Origin of the sequence: Methylopila capsulata (genome assembly GCF_016907975.1) — a bacterium.
Taxonomy (GTDB): Bacteria; Pseudomonadota; Alphaproteobacteria; order Rhizobiales; family Methylopilaceae; genus Methylopila; species Methylopila capsulata.
The window spans coordinates 89,096-108,727 of the sequence record NZ_JAFBCY010000004.1; the positions used below are offsets into that span (position 1 = coordinate 89,096).

Sequence of the window (19,632 nt, forward strand, 5' to 3'; positions counted from 1 at the left end):
GAGGAAAGGCAAGGTGGCGGGCCGCGACCGATAGTGATGAGCACTACGTTTTCGCCATAGCCCTCCATGCCCCTCCGCCTTGAGCAATCGAGACCATACAGCCCAAAGCCATCAGTCGATATTGATACCTTCTGCACGCGCTTTCTCGATGGTGTCCAACAGGACGACGCATTGTTTTTCTGTTGGAATTTTCATCGGCATCTGCATGGCGACGTTCAATATGCCGATCTCCTTCGGCGTCAGTAGACGCTTGGCAGCAAGCGTTTCATGCACAGCGATCCATCTGGCCGCCGGGATCGCGAAGACCTTCGTCTGCGCCTCAATGCCGTTATCCACCTTCTGGGTATTCCGGGCAGCCCGCTTTTCAGACAGATGATCGTCGCGGGACAGACATTCGCAGTCGAACTCATCCGGCAGAAGGTCGGCAAATTCGTCCATATTTTCCAGCATCCGCGTCCAGCAGGCCTCACGCTTGGCCCATTCCGAAATGTTCGAAATACCCTGCATCGGGCGCAGGAGGTCATCGTTCACGCGGGAAGCCACAACCGCGATGGTGCTTTCAAGGACAGGACTTATCGCCTGCGCATTCCAGACCCGCTGAAAATCGAGACTTTTTTCCTGCCGCCTTGTCAGTTCGCTGAGAACGGCCAGCGTATAGGCGACGATGTTGGCGCGATAACCGTTGTTATACCACGGCTGCGCTGACACAATCCGTTCGGTCGCACGGAATATGATTCCTCGCGCAACGGCGCGTTTGAAGTACGCTTCGTTGAAGCTGTCCGACGACTTGTCCCATTCCTTGCCGATTCGGGCAGCGTAGCGGGCGAAGTTCTTTTCGGCTCCAAGGTTCACGTATCGCGGATGGTCATCCCAGACGTTCTCGAACTTCGCAAGATCCGTCTTGGTCAGCATCTGCGGCTTCGGATTTTCCGCCTTGAACCGCTTCTGCTCGGCAGGGGTGAGTTTGGCCTGCGCATCCGCATACTGACCACGGGCACGTTCATAAAACCACTTGGTTTCCCGCTGCGCACCTTTGCCCGCAGGCGCCCATAGGCGCCGGGAAAACTCCTCCATACGGATATGATACGCATGGTTTGAGAAGAAATCCGCAGCCTGAACCCGGTTCTGGGTATTGGCGTACTCGGAAATACGCGGAACGACCTTCTCGCTCTCCTCGTTGTCAATCACGGACAGCTTCATCTGCACGAATATCTGCGTGAGGTCGGCTTTGTCCTTCCTGCGGGTGTGGAACAGCGATGCGGTGGTCTGACCGCCATTCACAATCTGAAGGTCGGTTATCCTAGTGATCTGGAGGCCGTCGCCGGTCCGCTTCGTTTCGACCCCCTGGGCCGTGGCCGTGATGCCGTTGTTGTAGGCGAAGAACATACCCGGCTCAGTCATGATGGTTGTGCGGATACCTTGGTTGACCTTCGCTCTGGCCTGAAGAAACGTGCGGACGTTCTGCTCCAGCAGCCTCGCGCCGAACTTCTCGTATATTGTCGAAAGGATCGGTCCCGGCATGACGACGAGATAGGACTGATAGGCATCTGTCCCCAGATGGGCGGGAAGGCAGGATATGCCGGTTCCGAACATCGCCTCGAAGTCGAGGTCCAGCGCCTCTTTGTGGCTGCGGGAACTGCGCTGGCGGTGAAGGCGGGAGATATCCCAGATGTGAAAGCTCGTTGCGATACCGGCTGTCTCGGCATCCGGTAGCGCCTGAATCCGGTCGCTCAATATACGCTCGGAAACGAGAATAAGATTGAGATGCCGGATCAGTGATTTCCTGTCCGCGATCTGCCTTGCGAGGCCATATTCCGGCGACGTGATTTCCAGATCAGCCGCCAGATTCTTCCGCAGACTGGCGTCGAAGAAATTGACCGCACGCTTGAACGCGGCATCAACATCGGTGCGGGTAAGTGATGCCAGCTCGGTGCGGCTGTCGAAATCCGCGACGAAAAGGTTCAGACCGCCTTCGTCGTTGAACCAGTATCCGTCCACACGCATACCGCGCTGCGCTCGATAGTGCGCGAACTCAAAGCCCTCCGTGAACCCCGTCTCTGTCAGCTCGCGGGACACGACATCCATGAACTCGGCCAGCAGGAAGCTGCCGTTCGCCTCGGCCCCGGCCAGCAAATCCTGACGGAAATCATGGAAGAACTCTTCGGCGGTCGTTTCCAATCAGGGCCTCCGGAACATATCGGCTTCATCGCAGGAGAACGGCGTTATCGCCTCCAGCATGATATCGTAGGAAACCTTGGTGATGCCGGGTGGCAGTTCCGAGCGGATCAGGCGGGGAAACCCATCGGTCACGCGGTATCCCTGAAGGCCGCCGACAATGAAGCGCGGAGCATCGTATTCCGCGAGCGGCACGTAGCTCATGCCTGCGAGTTTGTCGGCGAACTGCTCTATGGCATCGGCATCCCCCAGCTCGCTGTCGATTAGCCCGACAATGCCGTTCAGTGACAATGCCTGTCCAGCATCAGGCTGACTGCTCAGGCGCTGGGTCAGGAGAAACAGCTCATCAGCGAGCGATTCCAACTGATCCTCGGACGAAATGCGGACGGTGCTGCGCTCCCGACCGGAAAGCGATTTCACCTCGATGGCCCGGTTGCCGAAAATGAAGTCCTGATGGGAATCGTCCGGTCCACACCAAGCATCGACCGCAGCGGCCTGAGGCAGAGTATCCTGATAGAGAAGCCGCAGAACGTGCAGCTCGCCGAACAGACCGCGCACCTCTCCAGGTGAGAGAAGGCGAGCATTGCGCCCGGCCAGAAACGCTTTCCAGCGCCGCAGATGGGCAAGTGCGACGGCCAGTGCCGTCGCCGGATCAGCAACATCTCTAAGGTTGCCGATAAGCGTTTCACAAAGGCCAAGGAACAGATCGCTGTCGATATGTCGAGCAAGGGTGAGAACAAACCGCTGCTGTCCGACACCATCGCCGTTTCGGAGATCGACGCTGATACCGTGCAGGGAGACCATGTCACGGCGGAACTGCACGGTGTGATCGCCGTCCAGCTCTATAATCAGCAGGCACTGCGCTCCGGCATCGCGGCCCCAGAAGATGGCAACACCCGTCGTTCCCGCGACGCGGAGAACATTGAGATCAGCCGCCGGTGTCGGAATAGCGTCCCACGGCGCGGACCTACTCATCGTCATAGTCCTCGTCGGCGTCCGGATCGTCGTCCATCGAGCCGTACATCTCCTCCATCCAGACCTTGTTGGCGATCACCTCGATCTCGAAGTCGGCACCGTATAGGCCGTCAGGGAAGCTCAGCCCCCATGCGGGAACCCTGTAACCTGCGAATGCAGGATTTTCGGTCGGCTCCAGAACATGGATCATCAACAGCGGCTTTTTACGGACCATGCGATAATGAACGTCAGAAGGCTTTTTCTTTTTGGACTTGGTGTCCTCAGACGCCAGCTTCTCCGCGGCGGAAATCTGATCGTCTGTCAGGCCAAGCTTCTCGTCGCCGCGACTGGCGACGCGGTATCCTGAAACCTGCCATTTATCAGGCGTGGCATCCTTTTCAGCAGTCCGGTCCTGTGCGCCAAGCCGATATGCTGCCGGGTCGCCAAGCCCTTTCGAGATAAGCAGAACATCAGCTTTGGAGAATTTCGGCGCAATCTTGAGCAGGTACTCAACCGCGTCGGCTTTCCGCTTTCTCGCGGATTTATGCGCTTTGAACCGCAACAGGAATTCATCGACTTTCCCGACATCAACGTCAGGAATAAACCATCCCTTTTCGGTCGGCTCCACTGTGCCGCCAAAACCGTCGCGCCAGTATTCCGCGATCATCTCCTCGTTGTCCTGATTGGTCTTAGGATCGAGAGGAAGCAACCAGCTTTCCTGAAGTGTGCCAGTCAGATTCTGGTTCAGAATGACCTTCTCGCCGCTGCGCATCTTGTTGGCGGCAGTCACCATCAGGCTGTCGGGGTGGGACTTCACGTAGAGGCCGAAATCCCGTGGACTCATGTCGGCCTGACGCATCCGCGTGATCTGCTGACGCAGTTCCTCGGATGCCAGTGCAATGTGCCTATACCAGTTGATCGAGTCGTTTGGCAGCCAGACCCGGCAGACATCCTCATAGCCCGGTCGATAACCGAACCAGCGTCCCATCTGCATCAGCGTGTCGTACATCTTCGTGTTGCGGTACATGTAGCTGATTGTCAGCCCTTCAATCGTCAGGCCACGTGACAGGCTGAGGCCGCCGATTGCGATGGCGGTCAGGCCGATGTTATCCTTCTCGTACTTCGCGAAATCGAGAACCTCGTCGCTCTTGCTGTTGACCACATAGGTGCGCAGGCTTTCGAAGACGCCCCAGAGAGCCGTTTTCACTTCATCCCAAGAGTAATTTCTCCCGCCAAATTCGTTGGCGGCGAACTCGGCATCATACGCGGCGCGCAGGCGTGCCATGTGTTCGTTTTTCGATGATGCGGCTTCCGGCATCATGTAATTGGCTTTCACGGCTTCCCGCATCCGGTCGAGGCGCAGTCCGATGAAGCTCCGCACTTCCTTCTGAACGGATACGAAGCGGGACACGTTGATCAGCATGGAGCAGTGTTTCCGCTCCTGACCTCTGAGGTTGCGGATGGCTCGCGCGACAATGAACTGATCCAGCGCACGATAGAGACTGGGTGGGAGTTCCGCGACCGGAAAACCGTTCTTATGAATGAACGGCAGGTATTCCTCGCAGTCCTCGACCTGCCGCAGGACCGCACTGCTGCTCTCGTCGTTCAGGAAAACCTTGTCCGGCCCGAAATATGTGGTCGGCGCGTCCAGCGAGTGAATGAAATCGCTCGGGAACAGCTCTTCGTAGGCATCCTTGTCGAAAGCGTCGGGGTCGATGAATATGTTGGCGAACGGCGTGGCCGTATATCCGACGTAGCAGTTCTTGGTGAACAACCGCAGAATCTTCCTTATCCACGCATTGGTGGCGGTCGGATTGATATCCGGCTTGTTGGTGTTGATCGATGCGTTGTCAGCCTCGTCGTCAATGACCAGCATAGGGACATCGGCAATGCGGTCGCGTCCTTTCGCGTTCAGCTCCCGCAACCAGATGTGCAGAGCTTCGAGCGTCTTCACATTCTTTTTGATGACAAGGATGACAGGATTTTTGAAATCGTTCAGTTGCGCGCCGCTGACATTCGCGGTCTGCTTGTTGAAATCGGAGTTTATGTTCGTGAGCGTGACAGGGTTCGGGTAACTCCTGTCCAGCCCTACACCGATGTTCACGCGATTTTCCGGGTCGCTGGAGCGTCCGACAAATCCCTCGTCGACGCGCTGCTGGGTCTGCTTGCGCAGATTATTGTGGATGCCCGCGATGACGATGATGAACTTGTATCCGGCATCGGCAGCCTTCGCGATCACGCCCATGTAGTTGGCAGTCTTGCCAGACTGGACATGACCGATGACGAGGCCACGGCGCTTCCATTCGCCTTCGCTGGTCGGGTCCTGGAGCAGGCCGAGAATTTTTGAACCGTCAGCGTTGAGGAGGGTGTTCACAACGGTGGGCTTCCAGCCCTGGCTGCGCAGATAGCCACCATAAGCATCTGCATAGGTCGTGTCGATTTCGCGCTTGTGAATCCAGTCTTCGTCGTGCGCGGCATCGACATCGATTAGTGAGACGCCCGCGTTCATGCGCGACGGGATTGCCGTCTCGGCTTCAGTGATGATGTTCTGAAGATCGCCGGAGTAACCGAGCAGCGGCGCGAGGAGGGCAGCCTTGGCCGTGATCTCGTCGCGTGATGGCAGACCGTTCTGATCGTCGAATGCGCCGATCAGTGCAGCAAGAACAATCTTCTCCTTATCGCCCTGCGTACTCAAGCGAATCCTCCCTGAATGTAATTCTCAACGATCTCCCCGTGATCGTCAAAGAGTCGTGTCGATCTGACAATATCCCTGAATGCATCCGCATTCCCCGGCCTGTCACCCCACAGAGCGCGTCTGAGGTCGTCAAGGCGATCCTTCACGTCATCGACCTGCGGCATCTGGCTCACGTCGCGGGGGTGCGTCGAATAATCCGAGTAGATCATCTCAACGGGCAGTGATGCTGAAACTGCTTCCAGCAGAAGGTCGAGGTGACGCACGCCTTCGCTGTCCAGTTTCTCGTGCAGGCGCTGTGCCAGCGGATGCGTCCTGTTCAGGGCATACCGGATGCCAGTCTTGTCGGCATATCGCTCCCACAGCGGCGCGGTAATTTCATGGAAGAGCTTCTGGCCGCGCGCCCGGTGAACGGTCGTGCTTGCACCTGAGACCTGCGCGATAATCTGCCGGAGCCGTTCCCTTACTGGCAGCGGCGGACGGGATCGCGACTTCTTGATATCGATGGTCCACGCCTCATCGAGGCTGTTCGGAAAGTCGATCTGAACGCGGGCCAGCTTGGTCGCTTCCCCCTTCGGTATCAGCCGGAACCAGTCACCCCACGCCATCAGCCTGCCGTTGCGGTAGATGTAGGCTCCCTGATTGGAGATGAAATCGCTGCGGTTCTGATAGAAATCGTATTCGCGCGCCGTCAGGTTCGAATGGTGTGGAAGGATGTACGGTTGCAGATGCACCGCTGCCGATCCGATCCGCACAATCTCTTCCGGCAGATGCCTGGTATGAGTGTTTTTGCGGCAGAATGGGTCAAAGGCTTCGACCGGATGTCCGTTCACCGTGATCGCGATGCGGCCCCGGCCTCGGATTTCACCGACCAGAAAACGGTGGAAGACGAGCGCTAGATGCTTCTCCAGAACATCCAGCTTCTCATTTACGATCTCATCCCGGCGGTTGCCGGTTTCATCCTCCAGCAGGCGATCCATTTCCCGCCAGATGATGGCGGTGCCGTGTACACCAAGGTGGTCCACGTATGGTAGAGCCGCGATATCCTCTTCGTCGAGAATGCTGAGAATCCAGTCATCTGCCTGGTCGATAACGTCAAGGTTCCATTCAGCCCCTGACAGGCTGCCATCCTTTGCGCTCACGACGGTGAGGGAGCGGCATTGAGAGAAAGAGGCGGTTTTGAGACCGAGCCCGAACCGACCCAAGTCTTTGGGGGATCGCTCCATGCGCGGATTTGCGGCCCCATGCCGCATGGCCACCAGAAGCTCGGCTGCGTCCATGCCACGCCCGTTATCAAGGATGACGAGGACGGGCTGCGGAACTGACGGTTCACAGAAGATATCGATCTTCGACGCATCGGCGGAGATGCTGTTGTCGATAAGGTCTGCAACCGCAGCTTCAAGCGAATAGCCCAGATCGCGCATTGAGGCAGAGAGGCAGGCCGCACTTGGCGGAAGCGGGATATTTCGTGCCATCAGCCCGCCTCACGGATATCGCAGGAAAGTTTTTCCACCACGCCGGGCGCATCGCTTTTCAGCTCACATTCCCATACCGTGAAGACAGTCCATCCCGCCGCCTTGAGGGCGGCCCGGTTGCGCTCGTCCCTATCTACATTGGAATCGAATTTGGACTTCCAGAATTCCGTTCTGGTCGAAGGCATTGTGGCATTACGACACCCTTCATGGCGATGCCAGAAGCATCCGTGGACGAATATCGCCGCACGGTATTTCGGTAGGATGATATCAGGTTTGCCTGAAAGCTCCTTGGCGTGAAGCCTGAACCTGAAGCCCGCACGATGCAGCAGCGAACGCAGCCGCAATTCCGGGCCGGTATCTCGCCCCTTTATCCGGGACATATTCCAGCTTCGCCGTTCGCGCGTGATCGTATCTCCCATCAACGGTCATCTCGGATGGAATCGAGCACCTGCGCCACGATTTCCGCAATCTGTTTTGCAAGCTGCGGCGGAACGGCATTTCCGACCTGATGGTACTGGGCTGTGCGTGGCCCGGCGAAAAAGTAATTGTCGGGGAATGTCTGAAGACGTGCCGCCTCCCGCACGGTGAGGCTGCGGCACTGCGCGGGATCGTAATGGATGAAATAGTGTCCATCCTTTGAGATATGGGACGTGATGGTGCTGGAGACGTGATCCGACAGTTGCACCCGGAAGCGATCCGAAAACATCTTGCCAGTGCGGCCAAGCTCGACATTCCTGTGCTCCGGCAGCAGCCCCTCGGGAAAATCCGCCAACTTGGGGCTACGTCCTGTCTTCTGCGCAAAGGTCGCGGCGTAGAGATATCGCCTGAGATCAGAGGCCATATGACTGCGCGCTTCGTGCGCGGTCAGCACCGAAAGCCGCTCGTCGTAGAGGCTGCGCAACACATCATGCGCGGGCCTGCGCATAGGATATCGCGTGGACGAGACTGCGCGGGGCGATTTCACCTCGATCAGATTATGGAAATCGAGAGCCCGGGCGACCTCGCCTGCGTAGGTCGCGCCGTTCAACTGACGGCGAACATTCATGCTCGATATGGCCCGTAGTTCACTCAGCCAGGCCGTCGCACTGTCCTTCTCCTTGGATAGACCGCTACGTATGGATGGAAGCGATCCTATCGTCTCCTGTACGGACGGAGCCGCCATCTTTTTCAGCACTCCGGGGCGAACATTCAGGTCGCTACGGATGCCGACAATGAACATGCGGTGCCGAGCCTGAGGGATGCCGTGTTCTTCGGCGCGCACGACAAACAGGCGAGGGTCCACTTCCTCGTCCGCCATATCCTCTTCGGCCAGTGAGTACAGCCTGTATGTCAGATCGCTCGGAGCGTCAGGAATAGCGGTATTCGGACGGGAAAGATCACGTACAATCCGCGCGATTGCCGATTTGCCTTCGATAGTAGCGGAAAGCAGACCCTTCACGTTCTCCATCACGAACACGGGCGGGCGGTGGTCGGCAATGATCCTGAGATATTCGAGATAGAGCGTGTGGCGTTCGTCCTTCTCAAAATCAGATCGGCCCATCATCCTTGAGCGCCCGACAAGCGAATAAGCTTGACAGGGAGGACCTCCGACAAGCGCCCATCGACGGCTTCCACCGATCCGCCCCCGAATGATCTCCTGCACCTGCCCATGAGACTCTGAGCCGAGCGAAATCTGAAGAGCGGACGATGCCGCATGACGATGCGCGGCAGGATAGCGCTGGTAAAGTTGGTCGCGTAAAATTTCTCCGGCGAGAAACGCATAATAGTCGTCAGGCACTTCGCCTTCCGGGAACTGCCTGATGAAGTGCCGCAGGAGAAGGGTCTGATGTGAAAACTCGTCCCGCTCAATCGATACGACGCTGGTGAAACGAGAACACCCTTTCTCGTCAACGCTTGAAGCGAAGCCTTCCCCTAGCCCCCCAGGCCCCGCAAACAGATCGACTACTTTGTAAGCCGGAAACCGCTGTTGGGCCTGCCCCCTGTGCTCACGCCCACGTACCAACATTTCTGCTCTCGTTCGCCCCCCGGCATACATATTGACTTCAGCCTTCTTCCGGCCTTTGCCGTTCGGAAACCTGCCTCCCTTTTGCGCGGGCGCTGGAAAGCTTCTCGAACGCCTCAACGCTCATGACGACCACAACTGGCCGACCATGCTTCTCCACCTGAACTGGCTCTGCTCTGGCTTGATCCAACAACAGGCCGAAGCTGTTTTTGGCATCTTTGGCAGACATGGTTTTCATGTGATCAGCCCCACAGCGGATAAGCCATTTTAGCTATTTCATGCGTGCTCGCAATGCCATTGTTGTGGCGACCGATGAAGTGATTTCGCCCGTGTCAACGTCGAGAAACAGGACGAGCACATGCCGCATTGGCGCGGCGATGCCGCGCGATGGCAGGCTGCGCTGCGATATGTAGGGTCTCCGCGCCGCCCGCCATCGGTCACGCCCCATCCTGCCGTGACTGCGGTCTGTTGTGCGCGCCTGCTGAATGTTCCACCTCGAACGCCTCTTTTCCTTTTCCGGCCCAGAGTACCCGCGCGCGTTCAGCGTCGTCGCTCTTGAGTTTGTCGGCGATCCAGATCAGTGCGCCGAGGATGGTGGCGCGGTCGTCGCCGGTTAGGTCCACGACGCCGGATTTAACAACGAGACCGCCGAGTTCGATCAGGTGTTTTGTGCGCTTGCGGCGCTCAACCTGCCATGTGCGCATGTCATACCGCGCCCGCGCCGCCTGATGCCGGTTGCGCGCCGCCCGGTTGCGTCGGAGCCCCGCCAGCGTTGCGGTCAGGCGCTGGTGCAGATCGCCGCGCCCGTCCGTGAAAGAACGCCGCGCCGCGCTTGGCCCATGCCTCCTTCCTTCCGGCTTCGGTGGTTTCCGCCAGCACGATCAACGCGCCCGCCAGTTCGTCGGTGCTGAGCGCGTCGGCCCCGGTGGCGATCACCAGTTCGCCAAGCTGCTGCACCTTGCGCGCTTTCAGTTCCCGCGCCTTGTCCTCCAGCGCTTTCAGTTCGGAATCGTAGTCGCGTGGTTTTCGCATGTATCGTCTCCATCGTCTTCGTCTGCTGCCGATGCAATGAAGATAATTGAGCGCGGCGCGGAATGCTGTAATGTTGCCGGGACTGCCTGACGCGGCGCGGGTGGTCCCGAGAAATTCATTTCGAGGGCGCGCTTATACGTCGTTCCGACGTGCGCTTGACCGTGCCAATTCTTGATCGCGATGGCGATCTATCATCTTCACGTCAAGGTCATTGGCCGCAAGGCTGGCTCAAGCGCGGTGGTGTCCGCCGCCTACCGCTCGGCTTCGCGGATGCGTGACGAGCGCATTGACCGTGTGCAGGACTTTTCCCACAAGCGCGGCGTCGTCCATTCCGAAGTCATGCTGCCTGAGGGCGCGCCGGAGCATCTTGGCGACCGCGAACGGCTCTGGAACGAGGTCGAAGCCTGCGAGGTCCGCAAGGACGCGCAGCTTGCCCGCGAGGTGGAATTCGCCATTCCGCGCGAGATGACCCGCACGCAAGGCATCGCGCTCGCCCGCGACTTCGCGCAGGCCGAGTTTGTCGATCAGGGCATGATCGCCGATGTGAACGTGCATTGGGATATCGGCGAGGACGGCATGCCGAAGCCCCATGCGCATGTCATGCTCACCATGCGCTCGGTGGACGAGAACGGTTTCGGGCAGAAGGTGCGGGACTGGAACCGCACGGAAATGGTCGAGCGCTGGCGCGAACGCTGGGCCGAGCATGTCAACGAGCGGCTGGCCGAACTCGACATAGATGCCCGCATCGATCATCGCAGCCTTGAGGCGCAGGGCATCGCGCTCGAACCGCAAAGCCAGATCGGCGCGCCCGCTCATCGGATCGAGGGCGAAGGGTTCGATGCGGCCGACCGCGCGGAGATGCACCGCGAGATCGCGCGCAACAACGGCGACAGGATCATTGCCGATCCGGGCATTGCGCTGGACGCGATCACGCAGCAGCAATCGACCTTCACCAGCCGCGACATGGCGAAGTTCGCGCATCGGCATAGCGACGGCATCGATCAGTTCAACGCGGTCACGAGCGCGATGCGGAATGCGCCCGATCTGGTCGAACTCGGCAAGGACGGACGCGGCGAGGACCGCTTCACCACCCGCGACATGATCGAGGCCGAACAGCGCCTGCATCGTGCCGCCGATCTGATGGCCGAGCGCGAACATCATGCCGTTGGTGATGCAGATCGTGACGCCGCTCTTGCCCGTGCCGAACAGCGCGGCCTTGTCCTGTCCGGTGAGCAGGCCGACGCGCTGACGCATGTCACGGACGGGCGCGATCTTGGCATGGTCGTCGGCTATGCCGGAACGGGAAAGAGCGCCATGCTCGGCGTCGCACGCGAGGCGTGGGAGGCGGCAGGCTATGAGGTTCGGGGCGCTGCCTTGTCCGGCATCGCGGCGGAAAATCTCGAAAGTGGATCAGGGATTTCGTCGCGCACCATCGCCAGCATGGAGCATGGCTGGAAGAACGGCCGCGATACGCTGACTTCCCGCGATGTGCTGGTCATCGACGAGGCCGGCATGGTCGGCACACGGCAGTTGGAGCGCGTGTTGTCCCATGCGGCCGAGGCCGGCGCGAAGGTCGTGCTGGCCGGCGATCCGCAGCAGTTGCAATCCATCGAAGCGGGCGCGGCGTTTCGTTCGATCCATGATCGTCATGGCGGCGTGGAAATCAGCGAGGTGCGCCGCCAGCGCGAGGACTGGCAGCGCGACGCCACCCGCCACCTCGCCACCGGCAGAACCGGCCATGCGATCCATGCCTACGAGAGGCATGGCATGGTGCATGTCGCCGAATCCCGCGAACAGGCGCGCGGCGATTTGATCGAGCGTTGGGACCGCGAGCGGCAGGCGTCCCCGGATCGCAGCCGTATCATCCTCACCCACACCAAGGACGAGGTGCTGGCGCTCAACGACGCGGCGCGGGAGCGGATGCGCGAAGCCGGAAACCTTGGCGACGAGGTGTGCGTCACCGTCGAGCGCGGCGCGCGCGACTTCGCCGCCGGAGATCGCGTCATGTTCCTGCAAAACGAGCGCGGATTGAGCGTGAAGAACGGCACGCTCGGCACCATCGAACACGTCAGCGCGCAGAGCATGACCGTGCGCACCGACGACGGGCGCAGAGTTGCCTTCAACGTGAAGGACTACGACCGCATCGACCACGGCTATGCGGCGACGATCCACAAGGCGCAGGGCATGACGGTGGACCGCACCCATGTTCTGGCGACGCCGGGCATGGATGCTCACGGCAGCTATGTTGCGCTATCGCGGCATCGCGACGGCACGGACCTGCATTATGGCCGTGACGACTTCGCCGATCAGAACCGGCTTGCCCGCACCCTGTCGCGGGATCTGTCGAAGGACATGGCGTCGGATTACGAGCGGATCGATCCGGCGCAGAGATATGCCGAACGGCGCGGCATCAGTTTCCGCGAGCGTGTCGCCGAGATCGTGCGCAAGGTTGTACCGGAAAAGGTGCGCGACCGGATCGGCGCCCTGTTCGACGGTCTGCGCCCGCCCGCAGAGGCCGCACCTGGCTCAGATGTCGTGCCGAAGCCGGAAAGGGGAAGCGAACAGGCAGGCCCCGGCGTGTTCGTCCGGCGCGAAGCGGATGCGATGGAAAGGACGGTGGCGAAAGACCCGGAGGCGGCTTTGCGCAAGGCCCGCACGGACGCGCTTGTGCGCCACGCCCGCGCGTCCGAAGCCATCATTGAAGCCAAACATCAGGGTCTTGCGCCTTCCGCCGAACAGCGGCGCGAGCTTGGCGAGGCAAGGCGCGGCTTTGATGAGGTTCGACCCCACGGCTGGCAGGATGCGGAAGCCGCCTATAGCAAGGACAACAGCCTCGCTCGTGAAGCGGGCTCCGGCAGTCCCGCCCGCGCAATCCGCGCGCTTCAGCTCGAAGCCGAAATCCGAACCGGACGAGGCCCCGACATGGGGCTCACTTCCAGCGCTCGCGCCGACCGTTTCGTGGAACGCTGGCAGAAGCTCGATCAGGCCAGCCAGCGGCAATATCAGGCAGGCGACATGACCGGATACAAATCCACACGGACGGAAATGGGCAATATGGCGAAAAGCCTTGAACGCGATCCGCAGCTTGAATCTCTGCTCGCCAACCGCAAGCAGCAACTCGGCATCGGCGGAGATTTCGAGGGAGGCCGCAGTCTCAGCCGGGCGTTGGCCTTCACCCACGGTCTCGACCTCGGCAGAGGCCGAGGTATCGGGCTGTAGACAAGGGCAGCGACGGGCTTGGTGCCGCGCGCATGGTTATAACCTTGAGCCTTTTATCATCTTGGCGCGGACGGCAGATTGTCCCAACGGATGCGCAGGAACCGGCCAGTTCGCTTTGGCAAAAGCTTGCGGTCGATCATTCGCCCGGCAACCTGAAACTCCTCGTTGATCTTGACCACGAGCAGTTTGCTGAAATGCCGCGTTGTATCCACGACAACAACGTCTTTTGACTTGAACGGGGTTATGGTCTTGATCTCGACGTGATCGTTCCCGAGCCTGCCGTCAGAACCCTGCGCATAGGTCTTGTTCAGTTCGATACCGTAAGTGATTGCGCCAAAAAGCTCGCCGATGTCGCCATAGACAGAAAGGTGAAGCCCGGTTTCGAGATGAAAGCTCTCGGCTAAGGAAATCAAATCTTCAAAATAGGGAATGATCGATCTATTTGCGTTCGGATACTTCGCGCCCCACTCTTTGTAGCGCAACTGCTCATCGATTTCGGACCATGTCACCCATTCCCCGTCGTCATAGAAGGCACGGTCTGCCCAATCGATTTCCCCCAATTCCGCGCATCCTTCGTGCTTGCCTGTAAGGTCCAGGATTTCATGTCCGTCCTATTTACCGCCGTTTCTTCGCCGTAGCACGACGACATCTAAAACTCTATTGCGCAAAGGCAATTCCTTCTTCTGTCTGGCTCAACAGCAATCAGAAACAGCCAGCAGGAGGCAGTATCGCCATGCGTCAACCAGACCGTATTATCCGCATGAAGACCGTTCTCACCCGCACCGGGCTTTCGCAGTCAACTATCTACCGCAAGATCGCCGAAGGCACGTTCCCGCCGCGACTCAAGATCAGCGCCAACGGCGCAGGATGGCATGAATCCGAGATCAACCGCTGGATCGCCAATCCCGCCGGGTGGAGGAAACGCAGCGAGTTCGATTTCGATGACATCATCTGATCGCGCCGATGATGACACCGCAGGCAGCACAGACCGTTCCCCGCGTGTCAGGCCACCCACGGCGTCAGAGCAGCTTGAGGAACTTTTGGGTTATTCGTGGCCGTTCCCCGGCAGACCGCCCAAGCACGACCTCAGCACATGGAGCGTCACCGACGACTGGCCCGATCCCGTTCCGGTTACGGAAGCCGAGATCGAGGTGTTCGAGCGATGGTTCGGCGACCTGTTCGATGAATTGTTCGGCTCATCCGATCCTTGATAAATCCGGCAATATGCCGTATATAATCAAGACAAGGAGATCAGCCATGTCCAGACCCGCAAGTGAAGTCGAAACGGCCCGCCTCGAAGCGCGAGTGCCAGTCAATGTCTATGAACAGATGCAGCGCGCCGCACGGCTGCGCGGTATGACGCTGACCGGCTATCTTATCGCGACGGCAGGCGAGGATGCCCGCCGCACGGTCGAGGAAGCCGACGTGCTGCGTCTGGCTGCCGAGGATCAGGTGCGCTTTGCCAAGGCCCTGATCGATCCGCCCGCGCCCAACGCCCGTTTGGCCCGCGCCGCAAAGCGTCATGCTGATCTGATTGCGCCCCGGTGAGTGCAAGGTTTGCGATTGAGCCGCTTGCCAAAGCTCACCAGCGCAAGACGTTCTCATGTGGCAATGACCGGATAGACCGCTATTTCCGCGAGGCAGTCACACAGGACATCAAGCGCCGATATGCGACCTGCTTTGTCGCCCGCGACCTTGAGACCGACCGGGTTGCGGGCTTCTACACGCTCTCATCGAGCAACGTGCCGCTCATGGCCGTGCCGGAACCGTTGGCGAGCCGGTTGCCGCGCTATCCGACAGTCCCGGCGGTGCTGATCGGATGGCTCGGGCGCGATAACTCCTATGCCGGGTTTGGACTCGGGGAGGCGCTATTGTTCGATGCCATCAGGACAATCGCCGAAGCGCCGATAGGCGCTCATGCCATATTCGCCGACGCCATCGATGAGAAGGCGGCGGCTTTCTACGCCGCTTTCGGGTTCACGGCGCTCATTGATCGACCCAATACGCTGTATCTGCCTGTTGCGACGGCGCAGCGCCTTTTGTCGGGAGAAACGCCATGACCTCTCCGAGCGAGGGCAAGCCTCTGCCTTATGTAGCGCAGCGCGCCGCCCTTTACCTTCGCGTCTCGACGGCGCGGCAGGCCGAGCATGATGTCTCGATTCCCGACCAGAAGCGGCAGGGCGAAGCCTATTGCGAGGCGCGCGGCCTGCAACTGGCCGAGACCTTCATCGAACCCGGCGCATCAGCGACCAATGATCGCCGCCCCGAGTTCCAGCGCATGATCGAGGCCGGAACGTCCAAGCCCGCGCCCTTCGATGTCGTCGTGGTCCATTCGTTCAGCCGCTTCTTCCGCGACCACTTTGAGCTTGAGTTCTATGTCCGCAAGCTGGCGAAGAACGGCGTGAAGCTGATTTCGATCACGCAGGAAATGGGGGATGACCCCATGCACGTCATGATGCGGCAGATCATGGCGCTGTTTGACGAATACCAGTCCAAGGAAAACGCCAAGCACGTCATCCGGGCCTTGAAAGAGAATGCCAGGCAAGGCTTCTGGAACGGCTCGCTTCCTCCTATCGGCTATCGCACCGTCGCCGCCGAGCAGCGGGGAGCCAAGACCAAGAAAAAACTGGAAATTGATCCGCTCCACGCCGACACGGTACGCCTGATCTATCGTCTCGCGTTGGAAGGCGACGGCACCACCGGCCAGATGGGCGTCAAGAAGATCGTCTCTTACCTCAACAGCCGCCGCATCTTCACCCGTGACGGCGGACGCTGGGGCATCGGTCAGGTTCACCGAATCCTCACCCGCCGCACCTACATGGGCGAGCACGAGTTCAACAAGCGCACCAAGACCAAGGAATTGAAGCCGGTCAGCGAGATCGTCACCGTTCCCGTGCCACCGATCATCGACCCCGAGACCTTTGACTCGGTTCAGAAGCTGCTCAAGGCGCGCAATCCCAAGGTCATGCCCTCCCGCGTCATCAGCGGCCCGACCATGCTAACCGGCCTGATCCATTGCGCCAAGTGCGGCGGAGCCATGACCATCCGAACCGGCAAGGGCGGGCGCTATCGCTATTACGCCTGCTCCATGAAAGCACGGCAGGGGCCGACCGCCTGCGAAGGGATGGCGGTGCCGATGGACAAATTGGACGATCTGGTCGCCAGCCATCTTGAGAACCAGCTTCTCCGGTCCGAGCGGCTGGAAACCGTCCTTGCCGCCGCGCTCGACCGTAGGGAAGAACATGCCGAGCGCCGTCGCGAGCATATCGCCGAATTGAACAAACGCTCCACCGAATCGGAATTGCGCCTCAAGCGCCTCTATGACGCTATCGAGGCAGGTGTCGCCGATCTAGACGACCCGGCGCTGAAAGACCGGATCGACGGCCTCAAGGCGATCCGGGATCAGGCCAAGGCCGATGCTGACCGGGCGCAGGCCATGCTCCAGAACTCAGGGCAAAAGGCGGTGACGCCGCAGATGTTACGAAAATTCGCTACGACAGCGCGTCAGCGTATCCGGCTCGACGGCGGCGGCTATCGCCGTGACCACCTGCGCGCACTTGCACAGCGCGTCGAGGTCGCAGAAGGCGAGGTTCGGATCGTGGGATCGAAGTCCCGGCTGCTTCAGACGTTGGTGGCGGGCAGTGGCGTAAACTCAGTGCCCACTCAGGGACTGAAGTGGCGGAGACGGAGGGATTCGAACCCTCGAGACCCGTTTCCAGGTCTGCTCATTTAGCAAACGAGTGCCTTCAGCCTCTCGGCCACGTCTCCGGCGCAGGGAGGGGTACACGCGTCGGATGGGCGGGTCAACGGGCCTGCGCCGCCGGATGGGCGGAGACGGGCGTGGGCCTGTCGCCGGGCGCGCCGCCGGCGGGGGCGGGCGGCGGTCCGGCTCAGCCCTGCGCGAGCCACGCGCGGGCGGCGCGCTGGGCTTCGGCGACCTCGTCGGAGGTCATCTCGAGCGCCAGCTCCTTGCGAAGCCGGGCGGCCTCGGCGACGCCCTCGCGGGCCGCGAGGTTGAACCATTTGTGCGCGGCCACCCGGTCGGTCGGCACCGAACGGCCGACCGCGTACATCAGACCAAGCTGGAAGAGCACCGTGCCGGTCGCGACGGCGCCGAGCGCGCCGCAGTCCACCGAGGAGATTTCGTAACGGGCCATCTCTGCGAACCTTCGTCCTGTCGTCGGGCGCCAAGCTTTGAGCCGTCGCCTCTGGCGTTGATCTCCGGTTTGCTTTGCAGCGTCCGGCTTGATCGAAGGGTCGCAGCAGAATTCTACAATGCGATTAAAAGTCGACGTAAATCAAAACTCAATGAAGTGAAAACCGGACGTTAAATTAGAGCGCCGTTTACCGAAAGTTGCGCTCAAGGCCGAACAAATCCTGACCTCCGACGCGCAGGGTGCAGGTCGACGTCTTCAGGGATCGTGAACCACGACGGACGAAGACGTCGCCGGCCGGATCTCAGCATAAGGTCGGGTTGGCGCGGCGCGCGATTGGGCGTCGCCTGAGGGCGTCGCGCGCCGGCATTGCCGCACGGGCGGCGTCCGACGGGTCTGGCTTCCGGGAGATTCTCGATGTCCGCCACGTTCCGCCGCTTCGCGGCAGCAGCCGTCATCCTCGCGGCGCTCGGGTCCGCGCCTGCGCGCTCGGACCCGCTCGGCCTCTGGAGCACGCCCGGAGGGAAAGCCAAGGTCAAAATCAGCGCGTGCGGAGCCGCGCTCTGCGGCGCGATCGTCTCGTTGCGCGAGCCGACGGACGAGACCGGCAAAGCCAAGCTCGACATCAACAACGTCGACAAGGCGAAGCAGGGGCGCCCGATCGTGGGCCTGTCGCTGCTCAGCGGCATGAAGCCCGACGGCGCGCGCTGGACGGGCCAGATCTACAACCCGGGAGACGGCAAGACCTACAAGGCCTACATGACGCCGCAAAGCGACGGCGCGCTCAAGATCGAGGGGTGCGCGCTGGCCGGTCTGGTCTGCAAGACGCAGGTTTGGACGCCTGCGAACTGAACGTCAGGCGCGAGCGCGCCGGCGCTTCTTCGGCGCGCTCTTCGCCGCCGCGGGCGCCGCGCCGGTCGTCCAGAACGCCAGAGTCTGGCGCGTCATGTCCTCGATCGCCGTCTTCTGGGCGCGCGCGAGGTTGGCCGCGAACAGTCCGCGCGCGGAGGAGGCCTGCGCGTTCGCCGCGCTCAGCCAGAGACTCATCCAAGGGTTTTTCATAGCGACGGAACGGTCCGACGAGCGGAAGGTTCCGTCCGCGCCCAACAAGGCGCGGACGGACCCGCGATCACAGCCGGCGACCGAGCACGATCCCGGCGAGCGCGGCGATCAGGATCATGTTGACCCCGCGGGAGCGCCGTTCGCCCGGCAGGCGCGGTCGGTCCGAACCGGAGAACGCCGATCCGACAGCGCTCAGTTCCGACCTTACGCGGTCGGCGATCGGCGCCGCGGTCGGTCGCGCCGTCCGCTTCGGAGTCCAAGTCGCCGCCCAGCCGACGAACGCCGCGACGACGAGCGTCACGCCGCCGACGATGCCCGCGGCGCCCGCGGCGCCGAAGCGGGGCTCAAGTAGGGCGCCCAGCGCGAACAGCAGCGCGCCGAGGGCAAGGAGCCCCAGCACCCCCGCGATCGCGAAGCAGACCGCCATGCGCTTCAGCCGCGCGATCCGGCCGGCGACGTTCAACGTCGCGGCCCCCATGCCGGCCTGAAGCAGGAAACGCCACATCAGCGGCGACGCCCGAGCGCGCCGACCACGTAGCCCACTCCAAGCGCGATCAGCACCGCGGTCAGCGGGTTCTGCTCGATCGAGGCGCTGACGTCGTCGACGGCGGAGACCGCCTTGTCGCGCGCGGTGTTGGCGGCGTCGGCGGCGGCCACCTTGGCGGTCGCCGCGCCGTCGGCGACGAGGGTCGAGATGGTGTCGGCGAGGCGGGAGACGTCTTCGCGAAGGGTCGCCAGATCGTTCTCGAGAGCGTCGGCGCCGGTTCCGGTGGATTCGGACATGAGGTTTACTCCTGGAGAGTGTGAAGCGGTTCGCGCCTGAGCGCCCGAGCGCATAACTGGATCGCGTGCTCGTCCCGTCGAGCG

20 protein-coding genes, 1 tRNA gene and 1 pseudogene are annotated in these 19,632 nt (G+C 60.9%); 7 read left to right on the forward strand and 15 right to left on the reverse strand.

The window, feature by feature from the left end; genetic code table 11:
* Nucleotides 1–111: 111 nt before the first annotated feature.
* The 9 genes from JOD31_RS16360 to JOD31_RS16400 all read right to left on the reverse strand — a co-directional run bounded on the left by JOD31_RS16360 (nt 112) and on the right by JOD31_RS16400 (nt 10,330).
* On the reverse strand, nt 112–2,178 hold the full coding sequence (locus JOD31_RS16360; protein ID WP_204951505.1) for an AIPR family protein: 2,067 nt from the start codon (nt 2,176–2,178) through the stop codon (nt 112–114).
* A complete protein-coding gene (locus tag JOD31_RS16365; RefSeq protein WP_204951506.1) occupies nt 2,179–3,150 on the reverse strand; it encodes a PD-(D/E)XK motif protein in 972 nt (323 codons plus the stop codon). It abuts the gene before it with no gap.
* Nucleotides 3,143–5,824: a Z1 domain-containing protein gene (locus tag JOD31_RS16370; RefSeq protein WP_204951507.1), complete on the reverse strand. Its 2,682-nt coding sequence runs from the start codon at nt 5,822–5,824 to the stop codon at nt 3,143–3,145. Before JOD31_RS16370 ends, JOD31_RS16365 begins: the two co-directional genes overlap by 8 nt.
* Nucleotides 5,821–7,296 carry an ATP-binding protein gene (locus JOD31_RS16375; protein ID WP_204951508.1) on the reverse strand — a complete coding sequence of 492 codons (1,476 nt, stop codon included), beginning with the start codon at nt 7,294–7,296 and terminating at the stop codon, nt 5,821–5,823. The genes JOD31_RS16370 and JOD31_RS16375 overlap by 4 nt, the downstream gene beginning before the upstream one ends.
* Entirely contained in the window at nt 7,296–7,715 is a 420-nt protein-coding gene (locus JOD31_RS16380) for a very short patch repair endonuclease (protein WP_204951509.1), read from the reverse strand. The genes JOD31_RS16375 and JOD31_RS16380 overlap by 1 nt, the downstream gene beginning before the upstream one ends.
* Nucleotides 7,715–9,301: a DNA cytosine methyltransferase gene (locus JOD31_RS16385; RefSeq protein WP_204951510.1), complete on the reverse strand. Its 1,587-nt coding sequence runs from the start codon at nt 9,299–9,301 to the stop codon at nt 7,715–7,717. Before JOD31_RS16385 ends, JOD31_RS16380 begins: the two co-directional genes overlap by 1 nt.
* 37 nt (nt 9,302–9,338) lie before the next feature.
* Complete coding sequence (locus tag JOD31_RS16390) at nt 9,339–9,536, reverse strand: type II toxin-antitoxin system Phd/YefM family antitoxin (protein ID WP_204951511.1); 198 nt, start codon at nt 9,534–9,536, stop codon at nt 9,339–9,341.
* 199 nt (nt 9,537–9,735) lie between these two features.
* A complete protein-coding gene (locus JOD31_RS16395) occupies nt 9,736–10,002 on the reverse strand; it encodes a conjugal transfer protein TraD (protein WP_204951512.1) in 267 nt (88 codons plus the stop codon).
* Between the two features lies 1 nt (nt 10,003).
* Nucleotides 10,004–10,330 carry a conjugal transfer protein TraD gene (locus JOD31_RS16400; RefSeq protein WP_204951513.1) on the reverse strand — a complete coding sequence of 109 codons (327 nt, stop codon included), beginning with the start codon at nt 10,328–10,330 and terminating at the stop codon, nt 10,004–10,006.
* Nucleotides 10,331–10,510: 180 nt separating this feature from the next.
* On the opposite strand from JOD31_RS16400, the gene traA reads away from it, so the two are divergent.
* The gene (gene traA / locus JOD31_RS16405) at nt 10,511–13,549 is read left to right on the forward strand and encodes a Ti-type conjugative transfer relaxase TraA (protein ID WP_204951514.1); all 3,039 of its coding nucleotides are present in this window, start codon (nt 10,511–10,513) and stop codon (nt 13,547–13,549) included.
* 56 nt (nt 13,550–13,605) lie between these two features.
* Here the strand turns inward: traA and JOD31_RS16410 are convergent, their stop codons facing one another.
* Nucleotides 13,606–14,109, reverse strand: coding sequence for a hypothetical protein (locus JOD31_RS16410; protein WP_204951515.1), 504 nt, complete (start codon nt 14,107–14,109; stop codon nt 13,606–13,608).
* Between the two features lie 173 nt (nt 14,110–14,282).
* Between JOD31_RS16410 and JOD31_RS16415 the strand changes: the two genes are divergently transcribed.
* The 5 genes and pseudogenes from JOD31_RS16415 to JOD31_RS16435 form a co-directional block, all read left to right on the forward strand.
* Nucleotides 14,283–14,504 carry a helix-turn-helix transcriptional regulator gene (locus JOD31_RS16415; protein ID WP_204951516.1) on the forward strand — a complete coding sequence of 74 codons (222 nt, stop codon included), beginning with the start codon at nt 14,283–14,285 and terminating at the stop codon, nt 14,502–14,504.
* Nucleotides 14,491–14,760, forward strand: a complete 270-nt coding sequence (locus JOD31_RS16420) for a hypothetical protein (protein WP_204951825.1) — start codon at nt 14,491–14,493, stop codon at nt 14,758–14,760. The genes JOD31_RS16415 and JOD31_RS16420 overlap by 14 nt, the downstream gene beginning before the upstream one ends.
* Before the next feature lie 46 nt (nt 14,761–14,806).
* Nucleotides 14,807–15,097: a type II toxin-antitoxin system TacA family antitoxin gene (locus tag JOD31_RS16425; RefSeq protein WP_246482556.1), complete on the forward strand. Its 291-nt coding sequence runs from the start codon at nt 14,807–14,809 to the stop codon at nt 15,095–15,097.
* Nucleotides 15,094–15,609, forward strand: coding sequence for a GNAT family N-acetyltransferase (locus tag JOD31_RS16430; protein WP_204951518.1), 516 nt, complete (start codon nt 15,094–15,096; stop codon nt 15,607–15,609). The genes JOD31_RS16425 and JOD31_RS16430 overlap by 4 nt, the downstream gene beginning before the upstream one ends.
* A pseudogene (locus JOD31_RS16435) lies at nt 15,606–17,255 on the forward strand (recombinase family protein); the annotation flags it as partial. The gene JOD31_RS16430 and the pseudogene JOD31_RS16435, both read left to right, overlap by 4 nt.
* On the opposite strand, the gene JOD31_RS16440 reads toward JOD31_RS16435, so the two are convergent.
* Nucleotides 17,226–17,317: transfer RNA gene (locus tag JOD31_RS16440), tRNA-Ser, on the reverse strand. The pseudogene JOD31_RS16435 and the gene JOD31_RS16440 sit on opposite strands and share 30 nt — an antisense overlap.
* Before the next feature lie 122 nt (nt 17,318–17,439).
* Entirely contained in the window at nt 17,440–17,706 is a 267-nt protein-coding gene (locus JOD31_RS16445) for an SEL1-like repeat protein (protein ID WP_103119954.1), read from the reverse strand.
* Between the two features lie 414 nt (nt 17,707–18,120).
* Here JOD31_RS16445 and JOD31_RS16450 point away from each other — a divergent pair, with 414 nt between their 5' ends.
* Nucleotides 18,121–18,555: a DUF2147 domain-containing protein gene (locus tag JOD31_RS16450; RefSeq protein ID WP_204951519.1), complete on the forward strand. Its 435-nt coding sequence runs from the start codon at nt 18,121–18,123 to the stop codon at nt 18,553–18,555.
* Nucleotides 18,556–18,558: 3 nt separating this feature from the next.
* On the opposite strand, the gene JOD31_RS16455 is transcribed toward JOD31_RS16450, so the two are convergent.
* From JOD31_RS16455 to JOD31_RS16465, 3 genes are all read right to left on the reverse strand, one after another.
* Entirely contained in the window at nt 18,559–18,750 is a 192-nt protein-coding gene (locus tag JOD31_RS16455) for a hypothetical protein (protein ID WP_204951520.1), read from the reverse strand.
* An 82-nt stretch (nt 18,751–18,832) separates the two neighbouring features.
* Nucleotides 18,833–19,270 (reverse strand): phage holin family protein, encoded by a 438-nt coding sequence (locus tag JOD31_RS16460; protein WP_204951521.1) that lies wholly within the window; start codon nt 19,268–19,270, stop codon nt 18,833–18,835.
* Nucleotides 19,270–19,548, reverse strand: coding sequence for a hypothetical protein (locus tag JOD31_RS16465; RefSeq protein ID WP_204951522.1), 279 nt, complete (start codon nt 19,546–19,548; stop codon nt 19,270–19,272). The genes JOD31_RS16460 and JOD31_RS16465 overlap by 1 nt, the downstream gene beginning before the upstream one ends.
* Nucleotides 19,549–19,632 lie beyond the last annotated feature (84 nt).

Bases quoted from the DNA above. Each gene is read 5' to 3' on its own strand.
- JOD31_RS16365 (WP_204951506.1), bottom strand. From the start codon at position 3,150: ATGAGTAGGTCCGCGCCGTGGGACGCTATTCCGACACCGGCGGCTGAT.
- JOD31_RS16375 (WP_204951508.1), bottom strand. From the start codon at position 7,296: ATGGCACGAAATATCCCGCTTCCGCCAAGTGCGGCCTGCCTCTCTGCC.
- JOD31_RS16380 (WP_204951509.1), bottom strand. From the start codon at position 7,715: ATGGGAGATACGATCACGCGCGAACGGCGAAGCTGGAATATGTCCCGG.
- JOD31_RS16385 (WP_204951510.1), bottom strand. From the start codon at position 9,301: ATGTTGGTACGTGGGCGTGAGCACAGGGGGCAGGCCCAACAGCGGTTT.
- JOD31_RS16390 (WP_204951511.1), bottom strand. From the start codon at position 9,536: ATGAAAACCATGTCTGCCAAAGATGCCAAAAACAGCTTCGGCCTGTTG.
- JOD31_RS16395 (WP_204951512.1), bottom strand. From the start codon at position 10,002: ATGCGCACATGGCAGGTTGAGCGCCGCAAGCGCACAAAACACCTGATC.
- JOD31_RS16400 (WP_204951513.1), bottom strand. From the start codon at position 10,330: ATGCGAAAACCACGCGACTACGATTCCGAACTGAAAGCGCTGGAGGAC.
- traA (WP_204951514.1), top strand. From the start codon at position 10,511: ATGGCGATCTATCATCTTCACGTCAAGGTCATTGGCCGCAAGGCTGGC.
- JOD31_RS16415 (WP_204951516.1), top strand. From the start codon at position 14,283: ATGCGTCAACCAGACCGTATTATCCGCATGAAGACCGTTCTCACCCGC.
- JOD31_RS16420 (WP_204951825.1), top strand. From the start codon at position 14,491: ATGACATCATCTGATCGCGCCGATGATGACACCGCAGGCAGCACAGAC.
- JOD31_RS16425 (WP_246482556.1), top strand. From the start codon at position 14,807: ATGTCCAGACCCGCAAGTGAAGTCGAAACGGCCCGCCTCGAAGCGCGA.
- JOD31_RS16445 (WP_103119954.1), bottom strand. From the start codon at position 17,706: ATGGCCCGTTACGAAATCTCCTCGGTGGACTGCGGCGCGCTCGGCGCC.
- JOD31_RS16450 (WP_204951519.1), top strand. From the start codon at position 18,121: ATGTCCGCCACGTTCCGCCGCTTCGCGGCAGCAGCCGTCATCCTCGCG.
- JOD31_RS16455 (WP_204951520.1), bottom strand. From the start codon at position 18,750: ATGAGTCTCTGGCTGAGCGCGGCGAACGCGCAGGCCTCCTCCGCGCGC.
- JOD31_RS16460 (WP_204951521.1), bottom strand. From the start codon at position 19,270: ATGTGGCGTTTCCTGCTTCAGGCCGGCATGGGGGCCGCGACGTTGAAC.
- JOD31_RS16465 (WP_204951522.1), bottom strand. From the start codon at position 19,548: ATGTCCGAATCCACCGGAACCGGCGCCGACGCTCTCGAGAACGATCTG.